Here is a 25,808-nt window from a genome sequence, read left to right as displayed (position 1 = left end):
GGGAACCTGCGCCTGCCGACCCCCTGCGTCCAGGTCGGCCGGGCGGGGTCGGTGCGGACCCCGGTTCCCAGTGCGGCGGATCGAGGACCGCCGAGGGGGGTGGGGGTACTTTCGCCCTGCTCAGGGGCTTGGGGCAATGCGGGGTGGGATAGGTGGGGGTACCTATCTAATTCCGTCTACCGCTTATCGAATGGGAAAGAACCGGTAACGGGTGACTACGTCCGCAGCCTTGTCTTGCGCTCCGGGATCGGGCCACGATCCTTCTGCGTCGTCGGGTGAACCGGTCGTGAGGGCCGATTCGGGGCACCGGGCAGGCGCGGCCGTTATCCCCACCTCCAGCGCCGGCGCACCCGGCACTCCCTGCAGGAGGCACGTGTGAGACGCAAACGCCTGTCCGTCGTGGTCGGGGCGGTGGCCGCCTTGGCGGTGGTGCTGTCCGGCAGCGCCGCGGTGGCCGGACCCGCGCAGCAGACCGCCCAGCGGACCTCCGCCGAGTACGCCGTCGTCGGGGTCAAGACCAACCACCAGCGCTCCGACATCGCGGCCACCGGGGCCGCGGTCAACGGGGTCGAGGACAGCAGGTTGCTGGTCACCGCGACCGCCGACGAGGTCCGCGCCATCCGCGCCCTCGGCTTCCGCGTGGACACCGTGAGCACCGCGCTGGCCGACCGCGGTACCGCGACGCCCTACGACTTCCCCAGCGCGGACTCGAACTACCACAACTACGCCGAGATGACCGCCGACATCAACAAGGCGGTGAGCGACCACCCCGGGATCATCACCAAGCAGGTCGTCGGCAAGACCTACCAGAACCGCGACATCTTCGCGATCAAGATCTCCGACAACGCCGCGACCGACGAGCCGGAGCCCGAGGTGCTGTTCACCGCGCACCAGCACGCGCGCGAGCACCTCACCGTCGAGATGGCGCTGTACCTCATCAACACGCTCACCGACGGCTACAACTCCGACGCCCGGGTCAAGGGCCTGGTCGACAGCCGCGAGATCTGGATCATCCCGGACGTCAACCCCGACGGCGGCGAGTTCGACATCTCCACCGGCTCCTACCAGAGCTGGCGCAAGAACCGGCAGCCCAACGCGGGCGGCCAGGCGGGCACCGACCTCAACCGCAACTGGGACTACAAGTGGGGCTGCTGCGGCGGTTCCTCCGGCAGCACCAGCAGCGAGACCTACCGCGGCCCGTCCGCGGCCAGCGCCCCCGAGGTGCGCGCGCTGCAGAACTTCGTCAACAGCCGGGTCGTCGGCGGCAAGCAGCAGATCATCACCGGCATCGACTTCCACACCTACTCCGAGCTGGTGCTCTGGCCCTACGGCTACACCTACAACGACACCGCCCCCGACCTGACCGCCGAGGACCAGCGGGTCTTCTCCACCATCGGCCGGGCCATGGCGGGCAAGAACGGCTACACCCCCGAGCAGTCCTCCGACCTGTACATCACCGACGGGTCGATCGACGACTGGCTGTGGGGCGTGCACAAGATCTACGGCTACACCTTCGAGATGTACCCGACGGGCGCCGGTGGCGGCGGCTTCTACCCGCCCGACGAGGTCATCCCGCGCGAGACCGCGCGCAACAAGGAGGCGGTGCTCTACTTCCTGGAGTACTCCGACTGCCCCAAGCGCGCCATCGGCCTGAACTGCGGCACCACCCCGCCCGACCCGCCCGGCAAGGTGTTCGAGAACGCCACCAACGTCGACATCCCCGACAACGGGCCCGCGGTGACCAGCGACATCGCCGTCACCGGCCAGACGGGCAACGCCCCGGCGACGCTCAAGGTCGACGTCGACATCAAGCACACCTTCCGCGGTGACCTGGTCATCGACCTCGTCGCACCGGACGGCAGCACGTACCGGCTCAAGGCGTCCAGCACCAGCGACTCGGCGGACAACGTCATCGCCACCTACACCGTGAACGCCTCTTCGGAGGTCGCCAACGGCACGTGGCAGTTGAAGGTGCAGGACACCTACAACGCCGACACCGGCTACATCGACCTCTGGCGGCTCACCTTCTAGCGAGCCAGACGCCCCGGGCCCGCCGCGCTCCACCGCGCGGGCCCGGGGTCGTCCCACTGTTCCGACCGCCGTGCCGTGGCGGTCAGCAGGAAACCCACCGGCCGCCCGCGCCCTGCGTAGCTCCACTGTGGACGGCCACCCATCCACCCCTGCGTCGGCGCCCCTCCGAGGGCGCCGAGTGGACGTTTCGAGAGGAAGCACCCGGTGAAGAGGTTGACCAGAATGCACAAGGCCCTGGCCTTGGCCGTGGGCACCATCGCGGTGGCCGCGGCCGTCGCGGGCCAGGCCATCGCCGCGCCGCAGGCCGACGACCCCGGCACGATGACCCCGCAGGTCGTCGGCGGCACCCGCGCCGCCCAGGGCGAGTTCCCGTTCATGGTGCGGCTGTCCATGGGCTGCGGCGGCGCGCTCTACTCGCCGAACATCGTGCTCACCGCCGCGCACTGCGTGGACGGCACGGGCAACAACTCCGGCATCACCGCCACCTACGGCGACGTCGACCTCCAGGGCTCCCAGCGGGTCACCCGGACCTCGAACTACGTCTACCGAAACCCCGGCTACACCACCTCCACCGGCGGTGACTGGGCGCTGATCCGCCTGTCCAGCCCGATCACCGGCGGCGCCACCCTGCCGATCGCCACCACCAACGCCTACGACAACGGCACCTTCACCATCGCGGGCTGGGGCGCGGCGTCGGAGGGCGGCTCGCAGCAGCGCTACCTGCTCAAGGCCCAGGTCCCGCTGGTGCCGGACAGCACCTGCCGCAGCGCGTACCCGAGCCTCAAGGCCGCCGTGGAGATCTGCGCCGGCTACACCCAGGGCGGCACGGACACCTGCCAGGGCGACTCCGGCGGCCCGATGTTCCGCCGCGACAACGCCAACAACTGGATCCAGGTCGGCATCGTCTCCTACGGCAAGGGCTGCGCCCGGGCCAACTACCCCGGTGTGTACGCCGAGGTGAGCGCGCTGTCCTCGGCCATCGCCGCGAAGGCCGCGGAACTGGGCGGCACCACCCCGCCGACCACGACCCCGCCGACCACCACCCCGCCCAACGGCCGCGTCTTCGAGAACGCCACCAACGTGGACATCCCGGACAACGGCCCGGCGATCTACAGCGACATCGCGGTCTCCGGGATCAGCGGCAACGCCCCCGCCACCCTCAAGGTGGACGTCGACATCAAGCACACCTTCCGCGGTGACGTGGTCGTCGACCTCGTGGCCCCGGACGGCAGCACCTACCGGCTGAAGAACTCGAGCACCAGCGACTCGGCCGACAACATCCTGGCCAGCTACACCGTCAACGCCTCCTCGGAGGTCGCCAACGGCACCTGGCGGCTCAAGGCGCAGGACACTTACAACGCCGACACGGGTTACATCGACAGCTGGAAGCTGACCTTCTGACCTGCGACGACCGACCGGTATCGGTAACCCCGACCCGGCCGCCGGACCCTTGTCCAGCGGCCGGGTCGGGGCTTTTGTCACCATTGCCAGATATCGGTTGGGTCGCCCCCCTGGCCCATGTGAGATGTTGGCGGCAAGATACAGGCCAAGTTACCGCTAGGTAGCCGGTTGGAGTCGATCCACCTGCGACCTGACGTGTAGGAGGAGAACCATGCGCGAGTTCGCCGTCCCCGCTGTCGCCAAGCGTGAAGAGACGGGCGGCCTCGCTGACCTGGTGTTCACCAACGCCCGCATCGGCCCGTCGGACGTGTCCTTCCGCAGGCGCGCGGGGGCGGGGTGGGAGGACGTCACCGCCGCCCGGTTCGCCGAGGAGGTCACCGAGGTCGCCAAGGGCCTGGTCGCCTCCGGCGTCGGCGTCGGCGACCGGGTCGCGGTGCTGGCCGCGACCCGCTACGAGTGGACGCTGCTGGACTTCGCCATCTGGGCCGCGGGCGCGGTGTCGGTGCCGATCTACGTCACCTCCGCGGCCGAGCAGATCGAGTGGATCATGTCCGACTCCGGCGCGGTCGCGATCGTGGTGGAGACCGACGAGCAGTTGGCCCGGCTCGACGGCGTCCGGCCGAAGCTGCCCAACCTGCGCGAGGTGTGGCGGATCGACGACGTCGCCGCCATCGTCGCCGCGGGCAAGGCCGCCGACGGGGCCGAGGTCGAGGCCCGCCGCACCGCGGTCAAGGCCGAGGACATCGCGACGATCATCTACACCTCCGGTACCACCGGACAGCCCAAGGGCTGCGCGCTGACCCACCGGAACTTCTTCGACGAGTGCGGCTACGGCGTGGAGATCCTGCCGCAGCTGTTCAAGGGCCAGGGCATGGCGGAGAAGCCGTCCACGCTGCTGTTCCTGCCGGTCGCGCACGTCTTCGGCCGCATGGTGCAGGTCGGGTGCGTCTACGCCCGGTGCACCATGGGCCACGGCCCGGACACCAAGACGCTCCTCGAGGACCTGGCGACCTTCCAGCCGACGTTCATCCTGTCGGTGCCGTACGTGCTGGAGAAGGTCTACAACGGCGCGCGGCAGAAGGCGCACGCGGGCGGCAAGGGCAAGATCTTCGACGCGGCCGCGGCCACCGCCATCGCGTTCAGCGAGGCGGGCGGTCGCCCCGGCCTGGGGCTCAAGCTCAAGCACCTGCTGTTCGACAAGCTCGTCTACGGCAAGCTGCGCGCGGCCATGGGCGGCAAGACGAAGTACGCCATCTCCGGCGGCGCCGCGCTCGGTTCGCGCCTCACGCACTTCTACCGCGGCGTGGGCATCACGGTGCTGGAGGGCTACGGCCTCACCGAGACCACGGCCGCCTCGACGGTCAACACCCCCACGCACTTCAAGCCCGGCACCGTCGGCCGACCGCTGCCCGGCACGGCCGTGCGCATCGACGAGGACGGCGAGATCCTCATCAAGGGCGGCCAGGTCTTCGGCCGCTACTGGAACGACGAGAGCGCGACCAGCGAGGTCCTCGACGCCGACGGCTGGTTCCGCACCGGCGACCTCGGCGCGCTCGACGCCGAGGGCTACCTCTCGATCACCGGGCGGAAGAAGGAGATCCTGGTCACCAGCGGTGGCAAAAACGTGGCACCGGCGGTGATCGAGGACCGGATCGCCGCGCACCCGTTGATCGGTCAGGCGATGGTGGTCGGCGACGGCCAGAAGTACATCGCCGCCCTGGTCACGATCGACCCGGAGTACTTCACCTACTGGAAGACCACGGTGGGCAAGCCCGCCGACGCGACCGTCGCCGACCTGCTGCAAGACCCGGATCTGCTGGCGGAGGTGCAGAAGGCGGTCGACGACGGGAACCTCGCGGTCTCGAAGGCGGAGTCCGTGCGCAAGTTCCGGGTGCTGGCCGCGGAGTTCACCCCGGAGACCGGTCACCTGACGCCGTCGCTGAAGCTCAAGCGTCGAGTGATCATGCGCGATTTCGGGGCAGAGGTGGACAAGCTCTACTCGTAGGGGTGGGTTGGCGTCTAGTCTGGCGCCACCTGATCCCCGCGAGAGGTTTGAAGCCACCATGGGACGACACTCGTCGCCCAAGAGGCCGAAATGGGGCTTCGGTTCCACCGTTGTGCTTCTCGTCGTGTTGCTGGCACTGGTTGTCGGCGGGTGGTTCGCGCTGGACACCTTGCGCAACCGCGAGACCACGGCGAGCTGCGAGGTCGAGGTGCTGCGGGTCGTCGCGGCACCGGACATCGCACCGGTGGTCGAAGCCGTCGGCAAGCTGTCCACGGACGCCTGCCACCGCATCGAGGTCGACGCCAAACCGTCGTCGGCCGCGGTGGAGTCCCTGGCGGTCACCGACGCCTCGCAGGCACCGGACGTGTGGATCCCGGAGTCGAGCCTGTGGCTGCGCCGCGCGCAGGAGCGCGGCGCCTGGCCGAACGACGTCTCGGGCAGCTCGATCGCGTCGTCGCCGGTGGTGCTGGCGATGACCGAGGACCTCGCCAAGTCTCTCGGCTGGCCGGACGCGGCGCCGACCTGGGCCGCCGCGCTCAGCCGGGACGTGGCGGCGGGGATCGCCGACCCGACCAAGGACCCGATCGGCCTGTCCGCGCTGATCGGCATCCGCGCCGCCACCGCCACCGCGGCGGACCCGGGCGCGGCGTCCACCACGGCGATGCGGCACCTGTCCCCGAACACGATGCCCCAGGCAAGCGACCTGTTCACCCGCCTGCCGGGCACGTCGTCGACGGCGGGGCCGATCAACGCGTTCCCGGCGTCGGAGAACTCGGTGCTGCGGTACAACGCGGGCAACCCGCCGTTCGGGCTGGTGGCCGCGTACGCCGACACCCCGTCCCTGGACTACCCGTACGCCATCCTGCCCACGGTCTCCGACACGCTGCGCCCGCTGGCCGACCGGTTCCTGGACCAGCTGCACAAGCCGGAAACCCTGTCCTCCATGGCGGACGCGGGCTTCCGCGCACCGGACGGCTCGTTCGCGGGCACCCGCGCGGCGGACAACCGCACCTCGACGCAGGCGCTCAACTCGATACCGCTCCCGACACCGGACGAGGCGGTGCAGGTGCTGACCCAGTGGGCCGGGGTCAACCTGAGCGCCCGCATGCAGATCCTGCTCGACGTCTCCGGCTCGATGGCCGAACCGGTGCCGGGCACGGGGATGGACCGGATGGCCCTGACCATCCAGGCCGCCGAGCACGGCATCGGGATGTTCCGCCCCACCACGAAGTTCGGCCTGTGGCTGTTCGCCACCAACCTCGACGGCGACAAGGACTACCGGGAGCTGTTACCGGTGCGCCCGGTGACAGAGCAGCTGAACTCGGGCGCGATGCAGAAGCTCCGGGACGTGCACGCCATCCGCGGCGGTGCCACCGGGCTGTACGACTCCGTGCTGGCGGCCTACCAGTCGGCGCGGACCAACTGGGAACCCGGGCGGCTCAACCTCGTCGTCGTGCTGACCGACGGCAAGAACGAGGACCGGGACGGGATCACCCGGGACAAGCTGCTGGAGGAACTGGGAAAGCTCCAGGACCCGAAGCGCCCGCTGCCGATCGTCGGGATGGGCATCGGCCCGGACGTGGACACCGCGGAACTGGAGGCCATCGCCCGGCCGACCGGTGGCCAGGTCTACTCGACGCCCGACCCGGGCAAGGTCGGCGAGATCTTCTACCAGGCGCTGAGCAAGCTCCTGTGCCCACCGCAGTCCTGCCGCAAGTGATCAATCGCCCGCGCTGAGCGCCGCGAGCATCCCGGCGAAGGAATCCTCGGACACGACGGGGATGCCGAAGCCCCGCGCCTTCGCCGCCTTGCCGGACATCGTGTCCAGGTCGGCCGCCACCAGCAGCCGGGTCTTCTTCTTCGAGACACCGGGTCCCACGACCAGACCGGCCGCCGCCGCGCGTCTTTCCCAGATTTCCCGGGGTTCCCGGGTTTGGCCGGTGAAGACCACCCCGTCGCCGACGGCCAGGCGGAAGCGGGGGGACAGCGCCTGACCGATGTCGTCGGCGCCCAGGCCCAGGAGCGCGCCCACGGTGCGCAGGTCGGTGGCTTCCTCGTCGGTGAGCACCTGGTCGGCCCAGGCGACCCGGCTGAGGTCGGCCAGGTAACCGCGGTGCAGGGTGAGCACCTCGGCCCGGCTCAGACCGAGACCGTTCGCGGTGTCGAGCAATTCCTGCTGCTCGTCCGCCGACAGGTACCGGTCCCGCAGGGCGCGGTCGAGCACCGCGAGGTAGTCGTCGGCGGACGCGGGCTGCCCGACCCTGGGGAGCCGGTCGACCAGCCTGCCCAGGAAGTGCGGGTCGTCGGGGCCGTCGGCGCCGCGCACCACCGGTTCGAACGCGACGGGCGGCAGGTCCGGCCACGGCCAACCGGCCGCCACCCGGGTGAGGTTGCGCCAGGGGGCGGGTGCGCCCGCCCGCCGCAGGCAGTGGGTCAGCAGGGCCGCCGTCGCGCGGGCGTCGTGCGCGGCGGAGTGGGCGGACACCAGGGGGATCCCGGCGGCCTCGCAGCAGGCGGACAGCGAACGCGACGGGGTGTCGAGGAAGCGGCTCGCCAGCCGCATCGTGCAGAGCGTCGGCAGGTCGGTGAACTGGACGTCCACGCCGAGCCGCTCGTACTCGGCCTGGAGGAACCGCGCGTCGAAGGAGACGTTGTGCCCCACCAGGACCCGCCCGCCGAGCAGCCGCACCACCGCACCCGCGATGTCGGCGAACACCGGTGCCCGCCGCGCGTCGGCCGCCCGGACGCCGTGGATGTGCTGCGGCCCCAGGTCCCGCTGCGGGTTGACCACGGTGCACCACTCGCCGGTCACCTCGCCGCTGTCGTCGAGCTGGACCACCGCGATCTCCACGACCCGGTGCTTGTACCCCGGCGACAACCCGGTGGTCTCCACGTCGACCACGGCGTACCCGGCACCCATGCGAGCCTCCGAACTCCACTCCAGACTGTGCAAGGCGTGTCGCGTAGCCGTGCGTGGTGTGTCGGTCGCGCGGTGACGTCCACCCCTTCGGACTAGCGGGGGTGGCGGTGCGGCGGTCGTCGCCGGGTCGCCACGGCCGGAGGTGAGCGCGCCTGGAGGCGTGCTCGTGTACCCGGTGTCGCCTGGAGCGGACCGGTTGGGGCATCGCGACGCTGTGGCTAGAGGCCCAAGACCCGCAAGAGGGTGGCGAACTTGGCTGAGGTCTCGTCCAGTTCGGCGGTGGGGTCGGACTCGGGCATGATGCCCGCGCCCGAGTACAGCCGCATGCGCGAGCCCAGCACCTCCCCGCACCGGATCCCCACGACCCACTCCCCGTCCCCCGACGCCGAGCACCAGCCCACGGCCCCGCCGTAGAAGCCGCGCGAGAACGGTTCCAGTTCGCCGATCACCGTCCGGGCCAGGGGTCTGGGGGTCCCGCACACGGCCGGGGTCGGGTGTAGCGCCGCCGCCAACCGCAGGGCGGAGACGTCCAGGTCGACGAGTTCTCCGGTGACCTTTGTGGACAGGTGCCACATGGTCGGCGTGCCGACCAGGGACGGTCCACTGGGGACGGTCAGCGACCGGCAGAACGGGCGCAGCCCCTCGACCACCGCCGCCACCACGACCCGGTGCTCGGCCAGGTCCTTCGCCGACGCCAGCAGCTCCGCCCCGGCCGCCCGGTCCGCCGCGTCGTCCGCGCCGCGCGGTCGGGAGCCCGCCAGCGGGTTCGACTCCACCCGTGACCCGCGCCGGGACAGCAGCAGCTCCGGGCTGGCGCCGAAGAGGGTCGCGCCGCCGGGGAGCGGTGTGGCGAAGGTGTAACCGGATGGGTTCGTCTCCACCAGGCCCGGCAAGAGCGCGTCCAGCCGGATTCGCTCGGCGTAGGTGAGTTCGAGGGTGCGCGCGAGGACCACTTTGCGTAGACCTTCGTCCGCGCGCATCGCGCTCACGGCCGCCGCCACGGCCCGCCGGTAGCCGTCACCGGTGGGTACCTCGGTTACGGTGGGTGGCGACGGACGCCACGGCTCCACAGGGGACCGGTACGGGTGGACGGTCCCCGTACACCGCACCGACTGGGGGACAAGGACATGCGGCGCGGCGTCGCCGTCGAAGGGCAGCGCGCCCACGGCGACCGGGACGCCGGAGTCCACGAGGTCCTTGGTGACCCGGGTGGCGAGCTCGTCCGGGTCGGTCTCCGCGACCACCGCGCGCACGCCGTCGGCGACCACCGTGGTCTCCGGACCGGCCAGCAGGAACGAACCGTCGAACAGCCTGGTGGCACCGCCTTCGGAGTCCATGCCCCCATCATGCCCACAGCCGCGTCGAACGGCTGGTATGGCGTTGGCCACCGGCGCGTCCGGGAAAGAGAAAACCGCTGGTGAGCGGCCCGTGGGCGCTCACCAGCGGTGCTCGGGGGAAACCTAGTTCAGCGCGTCGATCAGCGCCGAGCGCTGCCGATCGCCGAGGCCCGCCGCGCGCCGGTCGGGGTCGATCCCGGCCTGCTCCAGCAGGGCGGCCACCTTCACCGCGCCCAGGCCGGGAACGGCCTTGAGCAGGGCAGCGACCTTGGTCTTCCCGATGGTCTTGTCCTCCTTGGCCTTGCCGAGCACAGTGGCGATGGACTTCTCGCCGGACTTGATCTGCGCCAGCAGCTCGGACCGCGCCTTGCGGGCCTCGGCGGCCTTGGCCAGCGCATCGGCGCGCTGCTCGGGAGTCAACGTGGGCAGAGCCAACGTGGTAATCCTTTCCTTCTTCACCCGACCGCGGCAGCGGCGGGTCAGCAGTGGTTCCGGGGCATCGCGGCTACCGACGGTCACCGGAGCGGTCTGCGACCCCCGCTCCAGGCGCACCGTGCGACCCGGCGGCGCCATGCCTTTCACCAGTAAACGACACCTCGCAGGGCAACATACCCCCGACACGCGCAAACCTCCTCCCGAGCACGCGACCCTGGGCGTGGCGACGCAGCGTGACAGCATGATCAAATACCGAAAATGGTCGATTTGCCTCGTGTTCCCGACCCCCAAACGTGCCTTATCGTCTGCGACTACCAGTCGGTAAGTCGGGGCGGTCCAGGGAGCTTGAACAACGATGCTAAGCACGATGCAGGACGGCAACCTGTCCATCGCCACGCTGTTGCGCCACGGCAGCACCGTGCACGCCGCGAGCGAGGTGACCACCTGGGCCGGTGACGGGGGGCGCACGAGCACCTACGCCGAGGTGGGCGCCCGCGCGGGCCGGCTGGCGAACGCGCTGCGCGGGTTGGGAGTGACCGGCGACCAGCGGGTCGCGACGTTCATGTGGAACAACACCGAGCACCTGACCGCCTACCTCGCCGTCCCCGCCATGGGCGCGGTGCTGCACACGCTCAACGTCCGGCTCTTCCCCGAGCAGCTGACCTACATCGCCAACCACGCCGAGGACCACGTCGTCATCGTCGACGCGACCCTGGCGCCGCTGCTGGCCAAGGTGCTGCCCACGTTCACCACCGTCCGGCACGTGGTCGTCGCCAACGGGCCCGCCGAGGCCCTCGCCGCCCCCGACGGCGTCGCCGTGCACTCCTACGACGCCCTGCTCGACGCCGCGTCCCCCGACTTCGACTGGCCCGAAGTGGACGAGCGCGCGGCGGCGGCGATGTGCTACACGTCCGGCACCACCGGCAACCCCAAGGGCGTCGTCTACTCGCACCGGTCCATCTGGCTGCACTCCATGCAGGTCTGCATGGTCGACGGGCTCGGGCTGTCCGCGGGCGACCGCTCGCTGGTCGTGGTGCCGCAGTTCCACGCGATGGCCTGGGGCCTGCCGTACGCGGCGTTCATGTCCGGCTCGTCGCTGGTCATGCCGGACCGGTTCCTGCAGCCGGAGCCGCTGGCGACCATGATCGCCACGCTGCGCCCGACGCACTCGGCCGCCGTCCCGACCATATGGCAGGGCCTGCTGGCGCACCTCGAGCGGCACCCGGCCGACCTGTCCTCGCTGCGCGAGGTGGTCATCGGCGGCGCGGCCTGCCCGCCGTCGCTGATGCGCGCCTTCGCCGACCGCCACGGCGTGCACATCACCCACGCGTGGGGCATGACCGAGACCTCACCGCTCGGCTCTGTGGCCCGCCCGCCCGCCGGGGCCACCGGCGAGGAAGCCTGGGAGTACCGCGTCACCCAGGGCAGGCTCCCGGCCTCGGTCACCGCGCGGCTGATCGGCGAGGACGGCCAGGACGTGCCGTGGGACGGTGCGAGCGTCGGCGAGCTGGCCGTGCGCGGACCGTGGATCGCGGGCGCCTACTACCGGCCCGAGCCCGGCGAGGACGCCGAGAAGTTCACCGACGGCTGGCTGCGCACCGGCGACGTCGGCACGCTCACCCCGAACGGCTTCCTCACCCTGACCGACCGGGCGAAGGACGTCATCAAGTCGGGTGGTGAGTGGATCTCCTCGGTGGAGCTGGAGAACCACGTCATGGCGCACCCGGCGGTCGCCGAGGCGGCCGTCATCGGCGTCCCGGACGAGCGCTGGACCGAGCGGCCGCTGGTCGCGGTCGTGCTGCGACCCGAGGCCGAGGCGGGCGCGGAGGAGCTGAGGGCCTTCCTCGAGGGCAAGGTCGCGGGCTGGCAGGTGCCGGAGAACTGGGCGTTCGTGGCGGAGGTGCCCAAGACCAGCGTGGGCAAGTTCGACAAGAAGGTGTTGCGGGCCGACTACGCAGAGGGACGACTGGAGGTCAAGCACCTCGGCTGACCAGTCGGCGCCCCGGGACGGCCATACGCCGTCCCGGTACCGCCGAATGGGGACATCGGTTCACCTTGCTAGGTATGGTCTTCGCGTTCCCCGTGCCGAGTTTTCGCCAGGAGGTGCCACCCTGCCCCCCGAACCAAGCCAGGGCGCGCGCGAGCGCAAGCTCAACGCCACGTCATTCGTGGTACTGGGGATGCTCGCCCACGGCCCGGCGACCAGCTACGACCTCAAGCAGCGCGTCGGCGGCACCATCGGCAACTTCTGGGCCTTCGCGCACTCGCAGCTCTACGACGAGCCCGCCCGGCTGGCCGAGGCCGGATTGCTGGTCGCGTCCGAGGAGGAGGGCGGCAGGCGCAGGCGCACCTACTCGATCACCGACCTCGGTCGGGCCGCGCTGCGCGAGTGGCTGTCCGCGCCGACCCCGGACCAGACCGAGGTGCGCGACCTGGGGCTGCTCAAGCTGTTCTTCTCGACCTTCGGCGCCGACGGCGACCTGGCCACGCTGGCCCACGACCGGTTCGAGTCGCACCGGGCGCGCGCGGACGAGTACGCGCGGATGTACGAGGTCCTGGTGCCGCACGCCGACCCGTGGTCGATGAAGTCGCTGGAACTGGGGATCCGGATCGAGCGCTGCGCCCAGGAGTTCTGGGCCGAGTTCCGGGACGAGCTCGGCGGAGCGTAGGACAGTGGTTTACAGATCGCCACGAAAGAGGGAAAATAACCCCCGCAAGGGTGGGCGGACGTGACGCACCCGCGAGCCCATGCAGGGTGGGGTCCCAACAGGGATCGGGGTTGTGGGGTGTTACCGGTGGGACGGCACGGGTAACACCCCACTCTCCGTCTTCAGCCCGCTCGGCCGGGCTTACGGCCGGAAGTACGCGCTGTGCTCGATCCGCCCGCCGGAGCAGACCGCGCCGAAGGCGAACGGCACGGTGAAGGGGCTGGTGCCGTCCGGCGGGATGACCCGCAGCCCGGTCGACGCGCGCTGGCACGGGCCGTCCGCGTTGTCGCCGGGGCCGGTGACGACGCTCCAGTGCAGCCGCTTGTCGGCGGTCGCGCCGGGGGTCACCACGAGCGCGCTCGGACCCGGGTTGGGCGTGCGCACCGCGTCGGTCGGGTTCGGCAGGCCGTCGGCGGCGTAGAAGCCCAGGCCGCCGTAGCCCTGCAACAGGCACGCGGTGGCCGAGGTGTTGCGCACGCGCAGCGTCGCGTACCGCTGGCCCGCGCCGGAATCGAGGTCGCGCACCTCACCGGAGAGTTGCGTCGGCGCGCATTGGCTTATCGCCACCCGGTTGGCTTGCTCGGTTGGTTGGTCGGTCTGGTTGATCACCGCCTGCGGTGCGGCCGCGGTCGCGGCGAGCGCCAGTGCGGCAAAAGCGTTCCCCCACATGGTTTCTCCTCGGGTAGTCGCAGAACGGCTGAGCTACCCGTCTTACTAGCGCTCGGGAACACCTGGGGCGCAACGGCTCACGTTCACTCCATTGGCGGTACCAGGGGCATTCCGTCGAAGGGGGCGATCCAGACATAAGTCCAGGCAAGGGTTCCGTCTTCGAGAACCACCCGGACCCGTTTGTACTCATCGCCTTCGTAGTCGTCGATGGCGCTGAGGTCCGTGCCGTAGTGGATGGGGACCACGCTGCCGGTGACGCCGGGGCCGTCACCCAGAACCATTGCCGGGTAACCGAACCCGGTGTCGTAGAGGCTGCCCGCGAGCCGTGCGCCGCGCGGTGGCCCGGCGGCGTGGTCGGCCAGCAGGTGCCAGTGCGACCGGCCGGGGCGCAACGTGCCGTAGACGAATAGCGCTCCCGGGAAGTCGGCGGGATCCGGCGCTCCGGTGATCGCCTCCACGGTCAAGCCGTCGCTTCGCGCGGGCTCGCCGACGAGCGCGACCGCCGCCGCCTGCGGGACGTCGGCGCACCGGACGGGTTTCCCGTCGACGAGCAGGGGGCGGCGGATGGTGGTCGCGCCGACGTAGGCGGGGACGCGGTCGAAGGTGCCGTGCGCGTCGATCAGCGCGACCTCACCGGAGGCGACGCGGGCCAGCGCGTACCGCTCGCCCCGGCCCTCGCAGACGTCGAGCACCGCGACCTGGTCGGGGGTCACCATCAGGACGGCGTGGTCCTCGACGGCACCGGGGTAGGCGGCCAGCACGACCGGCCGCTGGTCGTCGACCACGCGGAACCCCGCGGCCCACACCGCGGCGAGGTCGCGGCACCGGGCGCGCAGCACGACGACGGGACCGGTGAGCCCGAGGTCGGTGCGCAGCCAGGTGATCTTGGACGGGCAGGGGTTCGAGCCGTAGGACAGCACCGGCACCCGCGCGGCCATCGGGGCGGCGCCGCGGTCGGCGAGCCAGTCGTCGAGGTCCCGGGTGTCCACGCGCCAGCCGGAGAGCGCGGCGGGGTCGGCGGTGATGGCCCAGCCGCCGTCCGCGTCGTGAACGTAGGAGTGCGCGGGCCGGGAACCGGGGTAGGGGACAGCGGGGAAATCGGCGTCGGCGAACGGGGTCACCGGGTCGCGGCCCGCCGCTCGTCGTAGTCGGCCTGGGCGCGCAGGATCTTGGCGGTGCTGCCCTCGATGAGCCGGTACAGGCCGCGCACCTGCTCGGCGATCGGCACGCCGACCGCGGTCAACGAGTAGTCGACGTGCGGCGGGATCACCGGGCGCACCTCGCGGTGGACCAGCCCGTCCCGCTCCAGCGCCTGGAGGGTCTGGGCGAGCATCTTCTCGCTAACGCCACCCACCGCGCGGCGCAGCTCGCTGAACCGCAGCGTGCCGTCGAGCAGGACCGCGAGCACCAGCACGCCCCAGCGGCTGGCGATGTGCTCCATGACCGCCCGGCCCGGGCAGTTGCGGTCGTAGACGTCGAACGATGTGGTTTCCGTCATGCCGCCCATCGTGGCCAGACCTCTCAGCAGGACTCTTTCGTCGAGGTAAGTATAGGACTCTGGGGTAGGTACTTACCAGAAGTTAGTGACCCTACCTACGGTTCCCCCGACTCCTGGTTCTCTGCGGAAGGAACACGATGACGATCCTGGTGACGGGCGCGACCGGCAATCTCGGCGGGCTCATCGTCAAGCAGCTGCTGACCCGCGTCCCGGCCGCGGACCTCGCGGTCTCGGTCCGCGCTCCGGAGAAGGCCGCGCACCTGGCCGCCCAGGGCGTCGACGTCCGCCAAGGCGACTTTGGGCAGCCCGAGTCGCTGCGGTTCGACGGCGTGGACACCCTGGTCCTGGTGTCGGCCGACGGCCCGGACGACGTCCGCGTCGCCGCCCAGAAGTCCGCCGTGGACGCCGCGGACAAGGCGGGTGTCGGTCGGATCGTCTACACCAGCGTGAGCTTCGCCGACGTCTCCCCGCTGGGCCTGGCCCGCGTGCACGCGGCCACCGAGGACCACATCCGCGCGTCCGGCCTGCCGTTCACCTTCCTGCGCAACGGTATGTACCACGAGAATTACGTCAACGGGCTCCCCGGCGCGCTGGAGCGCGGCAGCCTGGTCACCACCACGGGCGCGGGGCGGATCGCCTCGGTCAGCCGCGAGGACCTGGCCGAGGCCGCTGCGGTGGTCGCGACCACGCAAGGCCACGACGGCGCCGTCTACGAGCTGACCGGCCCGCGCGCGTGGGGCTTCGACGAGCTGGCCGCGCTCGCGGCCGAGGTGACCGGGAAGCCGCTGACTCACGTGAGCGTCGAGGCCGCGCAGCTGCACGGCAACCTCGTCGCGGCGGGCCTGCCGGAGTTCGTCGCCGAGCTGCTGACCGACATCCAGTCCAACATCCGCACCGGCGCGCTCAGCGAGGTCCGGCCGGACCTGGCGAAGCTCATCGGCCGTGCGCCCACCCCGATCGAGACCGCGGTCCGCGCGGCGCTCTAGCCGACGGGGCGACCGGTTGTGCCGCGTGCGGTGCGGCACAGCCGGTCCGGGTTCCCCCGGAACAGCGCGTGACCGGATCCCCGGAGCCTTCCCAACTCCCGCTCCCATCGGCGAAGCTGACCCCATGACCACGCCGCCGCCGCGACCGGACCTCCCGGCCCTGCCGCACCCACCCGCCCGAGCGGAGCCGCACGCCGACCCGGCACCGCCCGCCGCGGACCCGCTCGCGCAGATCACCGTCAGCAAGCGCGTCTTCGCCGCCGTGCTGGCGGGTGTCGCGCTCGTCACCGGGCTCGTCCTGGCCATCGTGCCCGTGTCCGTGGCCCACCCGGTTCCCAATCGGACCGTCACCTGCGGGAACACCTTCGGTGGTGCCGAGTCCGCGTCCGTCGTGGCCGACCTCGACCGACCGACCCGCACGGAGGTCGTCAGCTACATCGACATCTGCGAGCGCGCCATCAGCGGGCGCGCCGACTACGCGGTGCTCCTCTTCTTCGGCGGTCTCGCCACCCTCATCGGGCTCGGTGTGGTCCGCCGCGACTCATAGTCCAGCCAGGAAGTCGCCCACCGCCGCGTTGAACGCCGTCTGCCGCTCCAGGTTGGGCAGGTGCGCGGCGCCCTCGATGACGACCAGCGACGTCGACGGGATCAGTTCCGCTTCCGCGACCGGGGTGTACGAGTCCTCGCTGCCGACGACCACGAGGGTGGGGACCGGGTTCGCCAGCAGGCTCTCCCGGTAGTCCGGCCGTTCGGCGCGCCCCCGCTGAGCCGCCGCCGCGCCGTCGGGCGGTGCCGCGAGCATCATGCGCCGTACGTGTTCCGCCGCCTCGTCGTTGCCCGGCGCGACCATCTTCCAGAGCGCCTCCGCCGCGTACGGCGCCATGCCCTCGCGGCTGAGCCGGTCGGCCATCGCCAACCTTTCCCCTTTGGTTTCCGGGGTTTCCGCGCGCGCCGAGGTATCCGCGAGGATCAGCGCGCGCACCCGCGACGGGTACAACCGGTGGAACTCCATGGCGATCTGCCCGCCCATCGAGAGTCCACACAGGACAACCGGGTCCGGCCCGGCGACCTCGGCGAGGTCCGCGGCGAAGGTCGACATCGGGGTGACCCCGGACGCGGCGGGTCCGTCGCCGTAGCCGCGCAGGTCCGGGGCGGTGCCGCCGAAGCGGGTCAGCTGCGGTGCCCACATCGTCCGGTCGAAGGGGTGGCCGTGCACGTAGAGGAGCATGGTTTCGAAGGTATTCGCGCTATAGTCGCGGTGCAATCAAAACAATGCCCTCGGAGCAATCGATGGACTACCGCCAGGTCGCCGACCGGATCGCCGCCGACATCGCGGCGGGCAGGCTGAAACCGGGCGAGCGGCTGCCCACCCAGCGCCGGTTCGCCCGGACCCACGGCATCGCCGCCTCCACGGCCTCCCGCGTCTACGGCGAGCTGGTGCGCCGGGGCCTGGTGGTCGGCGAGGTCGGCCGGGGCACGTTCGTGCGCGCGGGCACCCGCCTGCCCGGCCCGGTGCTCGCCGAACCCGCCGCGCTCGCGGTCGACCTGGAGCTGAACTTCCCGGTCCTGCCCGAGCACGCGGACCTCCTCGCGGAGAGCCTGCGCAAGCAGGTCAAACCCGCCGCCATGGCCGACGCGATCCGCGCCGTCGGGGTCGCGGGCACCCTGGCGGCCCGGGAGGCGGCGGCGGTCGCGCTGGCCCGCGACGGCTGGTCGCCCCAGCCGCAGGACGTGCTGTTCGCGGGCAACGGCAGGCAGGCCATCGCGGGCGTCATCGCCGCGATGGTGCCGCCGGGGGAGCGGCTGGGCGTCGAGGAGTTGACGTACGCGGTCGTCAAGGGGATCGCCGCGCGGCTCGGCGTCACGCTGGTGCCACTGGCCGTCGACGGCGAAGGCGTCACGCCCGCGGCCCTGCGCGCGGCCGGTCCACTGCGCGCGGTGTACCTGCAACCCGCGCTGCACAACCCACTCGGCGTGTCGATGAGCGCCGTCCGCCGCGCCGAGGTGGCCGAAGTGCTGGCGGACAAGGGGATCCCGCTCATCGAGGACACCATCTACGGCTTCCTGCACGACGACCCGCCGCTCGCCGCCCTGCTGCCCGACCGCGCGGTCGTCGTCGACAGCCTCTCCAAGCGGCTGGCCCCCGGGCTGAGCCTCGGCTTCGCCATCGCGGGCCGGGCGCTGCGCGCCGAGGTCGCCGCCGCCATCCGCACCGGTGGCTGGGGCCCGCAGGGCTTCGCGCTCGCCGCCGCCACCGCCTGGCTGACCGACGGCACCGCCACCCGCCTGCGCGCCGACAAGCGCGCCGACGCCCGGGCCCGGCAGCGCCTGGTCGCCGAACGCCTGGCGGGCTTCGACGTCCAGGCCGACTCCCGCGCCTACCACTGCTGGTGGCGCCTGCCCGCGCACTGGCGCGCCGAGACGTTCGTGGCCGCCGCGGCCCGCTCCGGCATCGCCATCACCCCGGCCGCCGCCTTCACCGTCGCCACCGCCCGGGCCCCGCACGCGGTCCGGCTCGCCACGGCGTCGCCACCCCTGCCGACCCTCGCCGCCGCGCTCGACCGGCTCGCCGACATCGCCCGCACCGAGGACCTCGGCGCGGATTGAGCCGTCGCTACGGTCGTCGGCATGTCGATCAACGACGGCCAGGAGCGGACCCGCGCGGCCTTCGACGCCGTGGCGACCGGGTACGCGGCGGTGGTCCCGACCATCGACGACGACCACCCGATCGACCGGGCCGTGCTGGGCGCCTTCGCCGAACTGGTGCGCGGCCCCGTGCTCGACGCGGGCTGTGGAACCGGTCGGGTGACGGGCTTCCTGCGCGCGCGGGGCACCGACGTCGCGGGCGTCGACCTGTCACCCGGCATGCTCGCCGTCGCGCGCACGGCACCCCGGCTGCCGCTTCACCGAGGGTTCCCTGCTGGCCCTGGTCAGTCCGTGATGATCCGCAGGGCCTCCACCAGCACCGTGCCCGGGATGCGGACCTGCAGGTCGGGGGCGGCGTGCAGGAGCAGGTCCGGTGGGCCGCCCGGGACGTCGGAGAGCCTGCGGATCAGCAGGGCGACCTCGACGCCGCTGAACTGCTGCCAGTGGCCGGGCCACGCGCCCGGCATCGCGTCCTGGCTGACGAACGCGTCCACCACCCGGTCGCGCAGCACCAGCCGGGTGCGCGGCGGGCGGTTCGGGTCGGCGGGCAGCACCAGGGTCGCGGCCATGACCGCCAGCACCGCCTCGCGGTACTCGATCTGACCGGTGTGCGCGAGCTGCAGGACCGACTCGGCCTCGGTGCGCGGCTTGGGCCAGCCCAGCGCGACCGGGGACGGCCGGTAGTTCGGGTTCGGCTGGAAGGCGTCGATGATCCAGCCCTGACCGTCCACCGGGTACCGGCCGACCAGCGCCCACGGCGGTCGCTGCGGTCCCGGGTGGGCCGGGTCGAAGACCTCCACCCAGCCGCCGGGGTTGTACATCGCCCAGGAGCGCATCTCGTGGGTGATGACCGGCGGGGCGCACTCGCGGTAGTTCGGGTTGGGGATGAACTCGTCGGTGACCTCGCCGCCCGCGTCCACCCAGAACCGCCCGACGACCTCAGTGGACCCCGGCGCGAGCACGGGGATCCAGCTGTTGGGTGCGAACCTGGCCCGCGCCCGCACCCCCGAGGTGACCTCGGGGGGCCTGCGCGGTGTCGACATCGGTGATGCCACGGGGCCCTGCCTCACGACGTGCTGGCGACTGGATGCTCACGGCTTACTTCGCAGGGTAAGCGACCCGCTCGTCCGACAGGCGACGACGACACCCCCGGGTGGCCGATCGGGGGGTACTCCACCCGGTCGTCGCGGGCCGGGGGTGCGCTGTTCGGGTGACGCGGCCACGTTCGGTGGCTTGCCCGCGCGGGTTCCGCTCCGCCGACCCGTTCGGGTGGGCCCGATAAAAGCGCTCACCCTGCGCGCACGGCGTCGGGAGCGCGCCCACGCGGGCGGTCGCCGCGTCCGCCGCGGGCGCGCCGGGAATTGCCGGGCGCCGAAGGGCGCGGTGACGATTGTTTGGTGGTTACCCCATTCCCCGCGGCCGGGACAGCGGTGGCACGCGGTACCGGGTGGTGGTGCCGCGTCGCCCGGGGATGAACGCGCGCGCCCGGGTCCGGCTTTCGTTCCCGGCATCGCGTTCCGCCCGGGAGAGAAATTTGTCTGGTGACAACTTGATGGCCGACCGCACGAATTGTCCGGGTCAGCGAAAAAACGGCACCGGGATATCACCCGATCGGGTAAAACCGGCCCGGTCCGCCGCCTACTTCTCTCGTCCACAGTGGACAGTGTGGTGGCCGCCACGGGTCGAATGCCTCTGGCGGATGGGGCGGCCGGCGGGCATCGGACTCGGCGCAGTGTTGCCTACAACGCAGAAACAATTAGCAACATAAAGGCATTGGCGTTTCACGGTCGTCATGTCGGCGACTATGCGGGATCATCTCCGCCATGACCGGGCGGGACGGTGAAGACAAGACCTCTTGGCCACTCGGGGAAGTTCTGCGTCGAGCAAGGGACGACAAGGGCTGGTCGCAGGAGGACGCGGCCCAGAAGGCCCGCTTCTCACGCACCTCGTGGCAACAACTGGAAAGCGGGCGGAGGGCGGACCGAAAACCGTTCCGGCCCAAAGCGGATACCGTCATCAACGCGGCGCTGGCCGTGGACGTGGATCCGCGCGAGGCGCTGGAGCTGGCGAAACTCGATCCCACGCGGTACGAACCGGCCCGCGCGGGCAGGCCGACGGCCACCGTGACCGAGGTGCGCGAGCTCGTCATGCGGCTCACCGAGGAACAGCGGCAGGCGGTGGTGAACCTCATCCGCTCCTTCACCGAACCGGCACCACCGAGCGCGCCCGCGACGGCTGAGGCTTATCGGCACAATTCCGTGCTCAACGCCCGCAAGCGCGTGCGCGACGTCGACTCCGACTGACACCGCGGGCCTGGAGCGGCCCGCGGCATCCCGCGTTCGATTTCCCGGCGGACCACGGACGACCCGCGTAGCGCTGGTCGACCCGGCCCCGTGGTCCCCCGATTCGAACCCGGTCTCCACCCGCTCGAACCACCGGAGCCCGGCCCGGGCGCTGTCCCGCCGTCGACCAGCGGCGATCACCGGTTCCTCGAGCGGTCGGCCGTAGGTCTAGACCAACGGCCGACCGGGTGGCTACGGTCTGCCGCATGCGGTCGAGGCTGTTTGTCCTGGTTTCGGTGCTGGTAGGCGTGTTGGCGCTGGTCGCGGCACCCTCGGCGGGCGCGGCCGCGGTGGTCCGGCTGCCCGAGCCCACGGGCGGGTACCCGGTCGCCACCACCTCGGTGCACCTGGTGGACCAGTCCCGTGTGGACACCTGGGCGCCCACCCCGCGACCCCGCGAGCTAATGGTCCAGACCTGGTACCCCACCCGCTCCGCCGCGGGCAGGCCTCGGGCGGAGTACGCGCCCACCGAGGTGACCCGCGCGCTGGAGGGTGCCCTCGGCGCGCCCCGGGACTCCCTGCGGTCGATCACGCCGACGGCCGTCCTGGACGCCCCGATCCTGCCCGGCAGGCTGCCGGTCGTGCTGGTCAGCCACGGCTACGGCGGTAGTCGCGCGACTGGGACCGCGCTCGCCGAGGACCTCGCCAGCCACGGCTACCTGGTCGTCGGCGTGGACCACACCTACGAGGCCGCGGCCGTGAAGTTCCCCGACGGCCGCGTGATCACCCACGACCGGCCTGCCGAGGAGACCCCCGAGGACGTCGCCGCCGCGATCACCTACCGGGCCCGCGACCTGTCCTTCGCGCTCACCGCCGTCTCCCGGCGTTGGCAGAACTCCGTCGACCCACGCCGCGTCGCCGCGATCGGCCACTCCGCCGGTGGGGCCACCGCCTTCGAGGCCGCGCGCCTCGACGGCCGGATCCGCGCCGCCGCCGACCTCGACGGGGGACTGTCGGCCCCCGTCACCACCGAGGGCGTCCCGGTCCCCGCGCTCCTGCTGACCGGTGCCTGGCACTTCGACTCGTGGACCCGGTGGCGCGACGCCCAGTCCGGCTGGGGCAGGCACCTCGCCGCGGACACCATGGGCCACTACAGCTTCACCGACGCGCCTTTCTACGTCGCACCCGGTGGACTGGACCAATTGCCCGCCGAGGTCTACGCGGAGCTGTTCGGCACGGTCACCCCGGCGCGCGCGGTGCGGGTGCAGCGGACCTACGTCCGCGCCTTCCTCGACCGCTTCCTACGCGGCACCCCGACCCCGCTGCTGGACTGCCCCACCCGCGGTTTCCCCGAGGTCACCGTCCGCTGGGACGGCCGGTAGCGACCGCGCCGACTCGTCCAAGGCGGACTGCGACGCCGCGTCCGCCGCGGGGTAGACCACCAACCGCAGACCCGGCTTCTGCAACGGGTTCAGCACCTCGTAGTCGACCGCCAGCTGCCCGACCCCCGGGTGCCGCAGCGGTTTGCGCCCGCGCCCGTTGACCCGCACGTCCCGCAGGTCCCACAACCGGGTGAACTCGGGACTGCGGGACAGGTCGCGCACGAGCCCGGCCAGCGCGGCGTCCGCCGGGTGCGCGGCCCACGCGGCGCGCAGGTCGGCCACCGCGATCCGCATGATCCGCTCGCGGTCGAGGTAGAAGTCGCGGAACCGCGGCGTGAGCAGGCACAGCGCCATGACGTTGCGCGGGGCGTCCGGCACGGTGTCGAAGTCGAGCAGCAGCCGGGACATCTCCGGTTTCCACGCGAGCATGTCGAAGGCGTGGTCGAGCAGCATCGCGGGCAGCGGCGACCAGCCACCCGGCAGGGACCGTCCACCAGCCGTTTTGTTGGTTGAACCGGTTGCGGTGGGGTCGTCGCTCCCACGAACTCCGTCTGCCCTCACGTGGGTCCGACAGCGTCCGCGTTGGCTCGCCGAGTCGGGGACGATGCCGGGTGGGGAAGAGGGGGTGGGTGGTGGGAGGGAATGTCACAGCGCTGGCGGTCCCAGGATCAAGGCTCCCTTCACGCGGGTGCTCGAGCCCGGCAGCCTGGTGGCAGTTGACGGAGACAGGAGAGGAACCGTGACAAACTCACTCGACACCTACCGCCTGCTCGGCCGGTCCGGGCTGCGCGTCTCGCCGCTGTCGCTGGGCGCGATGACCTTCGGCGCGGACTGGGGGTGGGGTGCCGACAAGGACGACGCCCAGCACCTGTTCGACACCTACGTCGACCGGGGCGGGAACTTCGTCGACACGGCGAACAACTACACCAACGGCACCTCGGAGTCGCTGGTCGGCTAGTTCGCGGTGGGCAGGCGCGACCGGCTCGTGCTCGCCACCAAGTACACCCTCAGCAGCCAGGCCGACGACCCGAACTCCGGCGGCAACCACCGCAAGAGCATGGTCCGCTCGGTCGAGCGCAGCCTCGACCGGCTCAAGACCGACTACCTGGACCTGCTCTACCTGCACGCGTGGGACGCCACTACGCCGGTCGAGGAGATCCTGCGCGCGATGGACGACCTGGTCCGCGCGGGCAAGGTCCTCTACCTCGGCATCTCCGACACCCCGGCCTGGCAGGTCTCGCGCATGCAGGCCGTCGCCGACCTGCGCGGGTGGTCCCCGCTGATCGCGCTGCAGATCGAGTACAGCCTGCTGGAGCGCACCGTCGAGCGCGACCTCATCCCGATGGCGGGGGAGATGGGGCTCGGCGTGGTGCCGTGGTCGCCGCTGGGCAGTGGGGTGCTGACCGGGAAGTACTCCCACGCCGACCTGGCGCCCACCGGCGCCCCGGTGTCGGCCGAGGGGACGCGCCGGGACATCGCGCTGGGGAACGGGGCGTTGACCGAGCGGTCGCTCGGCATCGCCGACGCGGTCAAGGAGGTCGCCGCGGAGATCGGCACCACGCCGTCGCGGGTCGCGCTGGCCTGGACGCTGCTCAACCCCGGTGTGACCTCGACGATCACCGGGGCGCGGACCGCGGCGCAGCTGGCGGACAACCTCGGCGCGCTCGACGTCGAGCTGGCCGACGCGCACGTGGCCCGGCTGGCGGCGGTCAGCGAGGTGCCGCTGGGCTTCCCGCACGCCTTCCTCCAGCTCCCGCTGACCCGGCACGTGGTGTTCGGCGACGTGCGGCTCGCGAGTCGGTAATCCCGGCTAGGGTGCCGCCAGACTTCAGATCGTTTCCGAGGAGGCGGCGCGTGCGCGGTGTGGTCGTGGTTCTGCTGGCCGCAGTGGCGGTCTCGGTGGCCGGGTGCTCGGCGCAGGTGACGGGCCTGGCGGTCACGGCCACGGCGGTGGCGGGGGAGGTCTCGACGCGGACGACGGCGCCGCGGTCGCCGTCCGAAGATCCGTCCGACACCGCGGAACCGACCACCAGCGAGTCGCCGAGCAGTGAGCCGACCGCCATCGGGTCGACGCCGGCGTTCCCCCGGCCGTCCGCGGACCGGTCCCCACCGTCCGACCACGGGGTCACGATCACGTTCGCCAACCTCAGGTCCGATCGGGTCGTCATCTACTGGGTCGACTTCGACGGTCGCGAAGTGCTCTACAACGCCCTCAACCCCGGTGAGAGCTACAAGCAGCCCACCTTCACCGGACACATCTGGATCGTGCGCGACTCCGTCTACGCGGAACTCGGTAGATTCGCCGCTCCCGGTACCGATGGCGAATACACCATTGACTGAGTCGGAATCGACCGGCGGTGTCGTCGAATTGTTGCGGACGGGTTCGGCGTCGATAGTCCGCTGTGGACCTGTCGATTCCGGACCGGTTGTTCAGGCGCTCAGGTTGGCGTACCGCCACCGCAGGCCGTAGGCGAGTCCCGAGGTGAGGTTGTCGAACCGGGCGTGCACCTCGCGCACCGCGTCGACGGTGGTCGCCTCGGCGTCCTCGGTGTCGGTCGAGTCGAGGTCGCGCGCGCCGCGCACCAGGCTGACCGCGGTCGGCACCGGGGCCTGGGGGAAGCGCACGCGCAGGTCGAAGGAGTCGCAGCGCTGCTCGGGTAAGTACATGTAGTGCGGTGGGGGCGCGGCCCGCGGCATGTCCACGACCAGGCCGTACTCGTGCCGCTGGCCCGCCGTCAGCGGCGTGGGCAGCCGCAGTTCCAGCAGGCAGCCGCCGTCCGCGCGCGGCACGGTGTCGAGCAGCTCCGCGCCGAAGTACGAGCGCACGGGCGCCGTCGAACCGGGGTCGACCGACCGGGGGCTGACCGGCACCACGATCCGGTCACCGAGGTCGCGCTCGGCCACGATCGTGCGGCGCTCGATGCACTCCGGCGCGCCCGCGTCCAGGCGCACCACCGCTTCCAGCCGTTCGACGCGCCACGGCCCGGTCCCGGGTCGCGGCGCGGCCGGACCGGTGGGCTGGGCGAGGTCCGGTGCCTGGTGCAGCGCCGCGTGTTCGGCGAGCAGGTCCAGCGCCTCGTCGATGCGCCGCCGCACGGTGCGCACATCCCGGTCGAACCGGTCGGCCAGCGCCCGCATCCGGTCGTTGAGGAACTTGGCCGAGGAGCCGGGATCCAGCGCGAGCGCGGTGCCCACGGCGATCCGCAGGTCGTGCGGCAGCGCGGCACCCAGGTGGGCGATCCGGGCGCCGAGCTTCTCCCGGATCGCGGCGTGGGAGTCGTGCGGGGTGATCGCGCACAGCGCGCGCAGCGCGGGACCCACCTCGTCGCCGATGCGCGGTCCCTGCACACCGCGGCCCCGGCGCAGCCTGCGCAGTTCGGCGGCGAACTCGGTCGAGGAGAACGGCACGGCCCCTCCGTTTCAGGTGGATTCCCCGCGGTTTCCCGGCGAGGTACCCAGAGGATCGAACGCGTCCCGGGCGGTGTTACGAACAGTCATGTCCACAACC

22 protein-coding genes and 4 pseudogenes are annotated in these 25,808 nt (G+C 71.7%); 16 read left to right on the top strand and 10 right to left on the bottom strand.

The window, feature by feature from the left end:
• Positions 1–375: 375 nt before the first annotated feature.
• From CLV40_RS05120 to CLV40_RS05105, 6 genes and pseudogenes are all read left to right on the top strand, one after another.
• A pseudogene (locus CLV40_RS05120) lies at positions 376–1,605 on the top strand (M14 family metallopeptidase); the annotation flags it as partial.
• Entirely contained in the window at positions 1,603–2,031 is a 429-nt protein-coding gene (locus tag CLV40_RS40695) for a proprotein convertase P-domain-containing protein (protein ID WP_425428225.1), read from the top strand. The pseudogene CLV40_RS05120 and the gene CLV40_RS40695, both read left to right, overlap by 3 nt.
• A 222-nt stretch (positions 2,032–2,253) precedes the next feature.
• Positions 2,254–3,033 (top strand): annotated as a pseudogene (locus tag CLV40_RS05115) (S1 family peptidase); the annotation flags it as partial.
• Positions 3,034–3,111: 78 nt separating this feature from the next.
• Positions 3,112–3,432 (top strand): proprotein convertase P-domain-containing protein, encoded by a 321-nt coding sequence (locus CLV40_RS40515; RefSeq protein ID WP_342752247.1) that lies wholly within the window; start codon positions 3,112–3,114, stop codon positions 3,430–3,432.
• A gap of 211 nt (positions 3,433–3,643) precedes the next feature.
• Positions 3,644–5,437, top strand: coding sequence for an AMP-dependent synthetase/ligase (locus CLV40_RS05110; protein ID WP_104477421.1), 1,794 nt, complete (start codon positions 3,644–3,646; stop codon positions 5,435–5,437).
• A gap of 124 nt (positions 5,438–5,561) precedes the next feature.
• Positions 5,562–7,157 carry a substrate-binding and VWA domain-containing protein gene (locus CLV40_RS05105; RefSeq protein ID WP_245931083.1) on the top strand — a complete coding sequence of 532 codons (1,596 nt, stop codon included), beginning with the start codon at positions 5,562–5,564 and terminating at the stop codon, positions 7,155–7,157.
• Here the strand turns inward: CLV40_RS05105 and CLV40_RS05100 are convergent, their stop codons facing one another.
• From CLV40_RS05100 to mihF, 3 genes are all read right to left on the bottom strand, one after another.
• Positions 7,158–8,357 carry an exonuclease domain-containing protein gene (locus CLV40_RS05100; RefSeq protein ID WP_104477417.1) on the bottom strand — a complete coding sequence of 400 codons (1,200 nt, stop codon included), beginning with the start codon at positions 8,355–8,357 and terminating at the stop codon, positions 7,158–7,160.
• 218 nt (positions 8,358–8,575) lie between these two features.
• Positions 8,576–9,694 (bottom strand): isochorismate synthase, encoded by a 1,119-nt coding sequence (locus tag CLV40_RS05095; protein WP_104477415.1) that lies wholly within the window; start codon positions 9,692–9,694, stop codon positions 8,576–8,578.
• A 123-nt stretch (positions 9,695–9,817) separates the two neighbouring features.
• Positions 9,818–10,129 carry an integration host factor, actinobacterial type gene (mihF, locus tag CLV40_RS05090; RefSeq protein WP_181043336.1) on the bottom strand — a complete coding sequence of 104 codons (312 nt, stop codon included), beginning with the start codon at positions 10,127–10,129 and terminating at the stop codon, positions 9,818–9,820.
• 355 nt (positions 10,130–10,484) lie between these two features.
• Between mihF and CLV40_RS05085 the strand changes: the two genes are divergently transcribed.
• Positions 10,485–12,119, top strand: coding sequence for a long-chain fatty acid--CoA ligase (locus tag CLV40_RS05085; RefSeq protein WP_104477413.1), 1,635 nt, complete (start codon positions 10,485–10,487; stop codon positions 12,117–12,119).
• Between the two features lie 190 nt (positions 12,120–12,309).
• On the top strand, positions 12,310–12,798 hold the full coding sequence (locus CLV40_RS05080) for a PadR family transcriptional regulator (RefSeq protein WP_181043335.1): 489 nt from the start codon (positions 12,310–12,312) through the stop codon (positions 12,796–12,798).
• A gap of 180 nt (positions 12,799–12,978) precedes the next feature.
• Here CLV40_RS05080 and CLV40_RS05075 read toward each other — a convergent pair whose 3' ends face one another.
• The 3 genes from CLV40_RS05075 to CLV40_RS05065 all read right to left on the bottom strand — a co-directional run bounded on the left by CLV40_RS05075 (position 12,979) and on the right by CLV40_RS05065 (position 15,013).
• Complete coding sequence (locus tag CLV40_RS05075) at positions 12,979–13,506, bottom strand: DUF4232 domain-containing protein (RefSeq protein ID WP_104477409.1); 528 nt, start codon at positions 13,504–13,506, stop codon at positions 12,979–12,981.
• Between the two features lie 83 nt (positions 13,507–13,589).
• Positions 13,590–14,627, bottom strand: coding sequence for a gamma-glutamylcyclotransferase family protein (locus CLV40_RS05070; protein ID WP_104477407.1), 1,038 nt, complete (start codon positions 14,625–14,627; stop codon positions 13,590–13,592).
• Positions 14,624–15,013, bottom strand: coding sequence for a winged helix-turn-helix transcriptional regulator (locus tag CLV40_RS05065; RefSeq protein WP_104477405.1), 390 nt, complete (start codon positions 15,011–15,013; stop codon positions 14,624–14,626). Before CLV40_RS05065 ends, CLV40_RS05070 begins: the two co-directional genes overlap by 4 nt.
• 128 nt (positions 15,014–15,141) lie before the next feature.
• On the opposite strand from CLV40_RS05065, the gene CLV40_RS05060 reads away from it, so the two are divergent.
• The gene (locus CLV40_RS05060) at positions 15,142–15,990 is read left to right on the top strand and encodes an SDR family oxidoreductase (protein ID WP_104477403.1); all 849 of its coding nucleotides are present in this window, start codon (positions 15,142–15,144) and stop codon (positions 15,988–15,990) included.
• Positions 15,991–16,114: 124 nt separating this feature from the next.
• Complete coding sequence (locus CLV40_RS05055; RefSeq protein ID WP_104477401.1) at positions 16,115–16,537, top strand: hypothetical protein; 423 nt, start codon at positions 16,115–16,117, stop codon at positions 16,535–16,537.
• Here the strand turns inward: CLV40_RS05055 and CLV40_RS05050 are convergent.
• Positions 16,532–17,218, bottom strand: coding sequence for an alpha/beta fold hydrolase (locus CLV40_RS05050; RefSeq protein WP_104477399.1), 687 nt, complete (start codon positions 17,216–17,218; stop codon positions 16,532–16,534). The genes CLV40_RS05055 and CLV40_RS05050 overlap by 6 nt on opposite strands.
• A 44-nt stretch (positions 17,219–17,262) precedes the next feature.
• Here CLV40_RS05050 and CLV40_RS05045 point away from each other — a divergent pair, with 44 nt between their 5' ends.
• Both CLV40_RS05045 and CLV40_RS05040 read left to right on the top strand, forming a co-directional pair.
• Positions 17,263–18,597: an aminotransferase-like domain-containing protein gene (locus CLV40_RS05045; protein WP_245931081.1), complete on the top strand. Its 1,335-nt coding sequence runs from the start codon at positions 17,263–17,265 to the stop codon at positions 18,595–18,597.
• Between the two features lie 21 nt (positions 18,598–18,618).
• Positions 18,619–18,828 (top strand): annotated as a pseudogene (locus CLV40_RS05040) (SAM-dependent methyltransferase); the annotation flags it as partial.
• Between the two features lie 92 nt (positions 18,829–18,920).
• Here the strand turns inward: CLV40_RS05040 and CLV40_RS05035 are convergent.
• Entirely contained in the window at positions 18,921–19,691 is a 771-nt protein-coding gene (locus CLV40_RS05035; RefSeq protein ID WP_146107936.1) for a type VII secretion system-associated protein, read from the bottom strand.
• A gap of 768 nt (positions 19,692–20,459) precedes the next feature.
• On the opposite strand from CLV40_RS05035, the gene CLV40_RS05030 reads away from it, so the two are divergent.
• Together CLV40_RS05030 and CLV40_RS05025 are read left to right on the top strand one after the other, a co-directional pair.
• On the top strand, positions 20,460–20,939 hold the full coding sequence (locus CLV40_RS05030; protein ID WP_104477393.1) for a helix-turn-helix domain-containing protein: 480 nt from the start codon (positions 20,460–20,462) through the stop codon (positions 20,937–20,939).
• A gap of 245 nt (positions 20,940–21,184) precedes the next feature.
• A complete protein-coding gene (locus tag CLV40_RS05025; RefSeq protein ID WP_104477391.1) occupies positions 21,185–22,300 on the top strand; it encodes an alpha/beta hydrolase family protein in 1,116 nt (371 codons plus the stop codon).
• Here CLV40_RS05025 and CLV40_RS05020 read toward each other — a convergent pair.
• On the bottom strand, positions 22,220–22,861 hold the full coding sequence (locus CLV40_RS05020) for an MmyB family transcriptional regulator (protein WP_281261640.1): 642 nt from the start codon (positions 22,859–22,861) through the stop codon (positions 22,220–22,222). The two genes, CLV40_RS05025 and CLV40_RS05020, sit on opposite strands and share 81 nt — an antisense overlap.
• A gap of 178 nt (positions 22,862–23,039) precedes the next feature.
• On the opposite strand from CLV40_RS05020, the pseudogene CLV40_RS05015 reads away from it, so the two are divergent.
• Positions 23,040–24,104, top strand: a pseudogene (locus CLV40_RS05015) (aldo/keto reductase).
• A gap of 50 nt (positions 24,105–24,154) precedes the next feature.
• Positions 24,155–24,640 (top strand): VHL beta domain-containing protein, encoded by a 486-nt coding sequence (locus CLV40_RS05010; protein ID WP_104477389.1) that lies wholly within the window; start codon positions 24,155–24,157, stop codon positions 24,638–24,640.
• Positions 24,641–24,730: 90 nt separating this feature from the next.
• Here the strand turns inward: CLV40_RS05010 and CLV40_RS05005 are convergent, their stop codons facing one another.
• Entirely contained in the window at positions 24,731–25,708 is a 978-nt protein-coding gene (locus tag CLV40_RS05005) for a hypothetical protein (RefSeq protein WP_104477386.1), read from the bottom strand.
• Positions 25,709–25,808 lie beyond the last annotated feature (100 nt).

The organism is Actinokineospora auranticolor (genome assembly GCF_002934265.1).
In the GTDB taxonomy this organism is placed as follows: domain Bacteria; phylum Actinomycetota; class Actinomycetes; order Mycobacteriales; family Pseudonocardiaceae; genus Actinokineospora; species Actinokineospora auranticolor.
This window is presented reverse-complemented; position numbering and strand designations above follow the sequence as displayed.